Origin of the sequence: Methanocrinis sp. (genome assembly GCF_049974945.1) — an archaeon.
Classification (GTDB): domain Archaea; phylum Halobacteriota; class Methanosarcinia; order Methanotrichales; family Methanotrichaceae; genus Methanocrinis.
The window spans coordinates 1-3537 of the sequence record NZ_JBNGCU010000139.1; the positions used below are offsets into that span (position 1 = coordinate 1).

The window sequence follows — 3537 nt, forward strand, 5'->3', positions numbered from 1 at the left end:
TCACCTAATTATATCAAAATAATGATCTCATTCTAAAAAGGATCTTATATTGAATCAAATCCTATAATAGCAGCGGAGCTAGCTTACAGCAGGTAGCTGTATCATCATCACGTCGCCAACTCGGGTCCCATATATGAGACTCACTACACGGACTCACTATACGTCTTTTACGAACCTAAAGGGCCAGAAAACCGCCTTGAATCCGAGATAGGCCGTCACAACCACCAGGAATAGTTCGAAGGCGAGCATGTATCCTGGTGGCCAGTAACCCGCCTGGTCCATTATCCCAATTGAAGACATGAAGATGCATGGCAGATGCCAGCAAGTCAAGAGTCCCATATTCCACCTCAGAGATCAACTGGTTACATTCTTCCTACCAATATATTTAGGAGTTACGCAGTTGGCGGTCGACTAGGGAGTAATTCCCGTCCAATCCGCCTCATCTTGACTAATCCCCAGGATTGCGAAGGCCGTTGCCAGATGAATCGCTCTGAGGAGCTCGGGAAGGGGAAAATAGCCTCCGAAGAGGCCGAGGTGAGGGCCGTTTTCGATCTCCAGATCTGAACCTTCCGGCCCAGCCCCCCTGACCAAGCCCGTCGTGTACCTCTCCCCGCCCATCTCCTCTCTCATCCTCGATGCGAGACGGTCCCAGTCGATGCAACCGTCAAGAAGGGACCTGGAACCGTAAAAGGAGCTTGAATTGGACTTCTCAGAGACGGAAGCCAGAATGTACGTCTCAAAGATCGATCGCAGAGCTTCGCTCACAACATCGTCGTCGAACTCGCCCAGAATTCGATAACGGCTCGCTAAAACCAGGCTTATGCTCAGAAGCTGGTCGCCGATGAGGTGGTGAAGCTTTTGCGGCGCGATCTCGGCGAACTGGCAAAAATGCTCATAGTCCGCGATCCCCGAGAGCCTGAGGTTGGGGTGCTGACAGGATTTGAGCCATCGATCGAGCCTCCCTGGGATCTCAGACCACCAGCGGTAGACGCCTCGATCCCCCCTCCGTTCGGTCTGCTCACGGTTGTGAAATAGGGGTATAAGGGCATCGTGAACGAGCCCATTCCGGGCCAGAACAGCAAGATCGTGAGCGCATCTGATGAGCCCCTTTGATACTGAATCTGAAGAGAGGTGGAAGTCGTTCAGATAGGTGAAGTAGCCTCGAGGCGGAGAGTAGCAGATCGCCCAGGGATCGGTCTGAAGACCCAGGATCCCTCGCACTCCTCCGGGAAGACCGGAGAGGCGAAGCCGGAATAGATACCCACCGCCTTCTGGAACGATGGGCCTCGGAATGAGGCTCTCGAGACCGAGATCTTCTCGGAGATGGCCGAGCTGACGCTGCATCGCCGCCTCGATGAGAAGCTTCTCCTCATCTCCCGGACCAAGGGCCAGCTTGATGGCCAAAGATCGCCCCTCCTGGGAGAGGATCAGAGTTCTGCCGACCCGCTCCAGGCGGTCGACCTTCGATTCGAGGAGATCGCTGAGGCCGATCGGCCTCGAATCCAGCCCTTCTCTGACAGATGTTTCAGAATCAAAGAGGCGCGAGAATACGATCTTTCTTTCCCCCAGGATGATCCCCGAGATCTCGTCAAACCCGGTATAATCCACCCTTTTTACCAGCCCCTCACCATCCACCCTCGTTCTGAACCTATAAAGGGACGCGATCTTCGCCGGATCCCATGATCTGACCTCTCCACCAGGAAACGCCCCCATCTCGGCTCTGAAGATGCGGGCCAGGAGCCGGGCCGAGTCCCTCCGAACGAAGAAAGAGTCGTCATCAAGCAGTTCCATAAGATTCCTCTCTGCGGCCGGCGCCATCTTGAGCAGGGACTCGGCCACCTCGTCATTCCCAGAGGGGAGAAGCTTCATAAGATATGCCAGGTTCTCGGGATCGGGACCCGGAACCCCAAGTTGGACGATAAGAGCCCTCGCCGCCCTCTTCTGGACCTGGCGGCTCTCATCATCTAGGGCGGCCAAGAGAGCCTCGACCACCCCTGGGCCGCCGATCTTGCCCAGGGCGGCGGCCGCCTCCCATCGGACCACCGGGCTCTCGTCAGCGAGGGCGGAGGCGAGGAACGGGACAGAATCCGGATCTCTCATCTCCCCCAGGACCCGAGCCGCCCTCCAGCGAAGCTGGTTGGGTCCCCTCTCAAGCACTGTCCTCAGCTTCTCTCTGAAGGACTCCGGACCGGCCAGGGCGTCATCAAAACCGATTCTTCCAACCAAAAATTCTGCGACTTGATCGAAGCCCCATCCGGCTGATCTGACCTTCTGCACAGCCAGAAACCCTCCTTGAAAAATAAGGGTCTCGAACCTAGTTATAAGTTCTCCCTAAAAAACAGCTGATGACGATGATGTGCAAAAAAATTTTAAAAATTACCGCGGCCTTCGGTAAGGATATCTCATCTGCTCTCCGCACTCGGTGCAGGTCACGGTAAGAAACCCGTTTCGGAGCCTCACCCGCGTCCTCTCGGGGGATAGGTAGCACCTGCACCCCTTGCAGATCCGCCTCTTAAGGCGGCGAGGGATCCTCACCCTCATCCTCATCCCGATCCTCCTCGCGAGGGCGACGTACCGGTCGCTCCTCTCAGGGTGGAGGTGGTGCTCCTCTTCGGCTAGCAGAAATAGCCTCTCGATCCTCTGCCTCGCGAGGTCTTTTGCCCTGTAGTATCCCTTCTTCCTCCTGGCCACGGTATAGGCTCACCACGGGGGCGTATAAAAGATATACTATTTCTAGGGGCGGGACGATCACCTTACGATGCCCGCCAAACCCGCCAAAAAGAGCCCTCATCCTGGACCGGAGATATCTCCTGAGATGAGAGATTACATCAAAAACAGCTTCTCTGAGCTCCGTATATGCACCACCTGCGAGGGGCCGATCCTCCTCCCGTTGAGGCTCAGCCCTCCAAAGCCGATGGACGTCAAGATCGATGTCGAGGGGAAGACCCTTTACATCTCCGCGGTCCAGGCCCCGCAGATAAAGATCATCGACGGCCGGATGCTGCCCAAATGCGTCCTCCAGAGGAGGAAAAAGTGCTGATCGGGCCAGTCAGCGGGACGCGAGCCAGCTGTTCAGGGCGCGGATCGAGGCCCCTCGGTGGGATATCCTGTTCTTCTCAGCGAGGTCCATCTCGGCGATCGTCTTTCCTCCAATCTCGAAGATGGGATCGTACCCGAAACCTCCAGAACCTCGGGGCTCGGCGGCGATCTCGCCCTCTAGCTCTCCCTTGAAGATGATCGGCTCCATACCCGGCTCCGCGTATCCCAGAACCGACCGAAAGACGGCCTTCCGGTCAGCGACGCCCTCCATGAGCCGCAGAATCCCCTCGTTTCCGATGGTATCGAAGACGTAGGCCGAATAGACCCCGGGAAAGCCCTTCAAGCTCTCGATGAATAGGCCCGCATCCTCGATCATCGCAGGGCCGTACAGCTTCTCTCTCGCCTCCTCGATGCCGAAGGCGGCCACCTCCTCCAGGGTGTCTGCCTGGATCTCGGTGTACCCGACGTTCCTCTGCTCGACCTCACCGAGGATCCCTT

At 56.8% G+C, this 3537-nt stretch carries 4 protein-coding genes; 1 reads left to right on the plus strand and 3 read right to left on the minus strand.

Going from position 1 to position 3537, the window contains the following annotated elements:
* Window positions 1-411 precede the first annotated feature (411 nt).
* Window positions 412-2277, minus strand: a complete 1866-nt coding sequence (locus tag ACP5EL_RS09710; RefSeq protein ID WP_428402310.1) for a HEAT repeat domain-containing protein — start codon at window positions 2275-2277, stop codon at window positions 412-414.
* 99 nt (window positions 2278-2376) lie between these two features.
* On the minus strand, window positions 2377-2691 hold the full coding sequence (locus ACP5EL_RS09715; protein WP_428402311.1) for a ribonuclease P protein component 4: 315 nt from the start codon (window positions 2689-2691) through the stop codon (window positions 2377-2379).
* 67 nt (window positions 2692-2758) lie between these two features.
* Between ACP5EL_RS09715 and ACP5EL_RS09720 the strand changes: the two genes are divergently transcribed.
* Window positions 2759-3040 carry a hypothetical protein gene (locus ACP5EL_RS09720; RefSeq protein ID WP_428402312.1) on the plus strand — a complete coding sequence of 94 codons (282 nt, stop codon included), beginning with the start codon at window positions 2759-2761 and terminating at the stop codon, window positions 3038-3040.
* Between the two features lie 9 nt (window positions 3041-3049).
* Here the strand turns inward: ACP5EL_RS09720 and ACP5EL_RS09725 are convergent, their stop codons facing one another.
* Window positions 3050-3532: an XTP/dITP diphosphatase gene (locus ACP5EL_RS09725; protein WP_428402313.1), complete on the minus strand. Its 483-nt coding sequence runs from the start codon at window positions 3530-3532 to the stop codon at window positions 3050-3052.
* Window positions 3533-3537: the final 5 nt, after the last annotated feature.

Bases quoted from the DNA above. Each gene is read 5' to 3' on its own strand.
- ACP5EL_RS09720 (WP_428402312.1), top strand. From the start codon at position 2,759: ATGCCCGCCAAACCCGCCAAAAAGAGCCCTCATCCTGGACCGGAGATA.